This window comes from Mycoplasma marinum (genome assembly GCF_004335975.1).
Lineage (GTDB): Bacteria > Bacillota_I > Bacilli_A > Mycoplasmatales > Metamycoplasmataceae > Mycoplasma_K > Mycoplasma_K marinum.
Genome location: NZ_PSZO01000106.1, coordinates 1 through 686, shown reverse-complemented (window position 1 = coordinate 686; position 686 = coordinate 1). Strand labels below are relative to the sequence as shown.

The 686-nt window shown below is 25.2% G+C and carries 1 protein-coding gene; it reads left to right on the top strand.

Annotated elements, in window-relative coordinates; translation table 4 throughout:
* Positions 1 to 686 (top strand): polysaccharide biosynthesis protein (locus C4B24_RS05105; protein WP_168388384.1); only part of this gene is annotated, 686 nt, incomplete at both ends.

Genomic DNA, 686 nt, shown 5'->3' with positions numbered 1-686 from the left:
AGTTTACTCTAGTTTGAAATATTAAGATTAGAGATGAAATTGATTTTCACTCATTACTCTTGCCTACCTTAATTAGAATTGGAGGATTGGTGTTGGTGAATACCGATGAATTAATTTTAGGTGGCACATCATATTCTATGGGTGTTGATAAGTCATTATTATTAATTTCAGTTTATTCATCATATCTAGTATTTTTTAATTTGATTAACTCTGTTTTAAATAATATTTTTGGATCTTTAATATTTTCAATTGGTTCTGATACAGGTGGTGATTTTTCTTTAATAAAATCTGAAAAAATTAAAAAGGCACTTGTATCATCCTTCGTAATTACTTTTGGCACTTTTGCATTGATTGCTTTAACTTCACCATATGTTGTAAATTTTGTTTTTAATGCTAATAATAAAGATGAATACTTTTCAAAAATAACTGCATTACTTTTCGGTTTTATGGGAATTTTATATGCTGTTAAAATGACACCTATAACAATTTATAAAATTCAAGGTCAATGAAAAAAATATGCGTTTTTAGTTATTTTTGAGGTTGTAATAAATATTGTTTTAAGTTTAATATTGGTTAAATATTTAGACATGAATGGTTTATTAATTGCTACCATTATTGCACAAACTATAACGGTACCTGTTTATTTTGTTGAATATTATAAATTATCAAGACAAGTGAAAAAGACA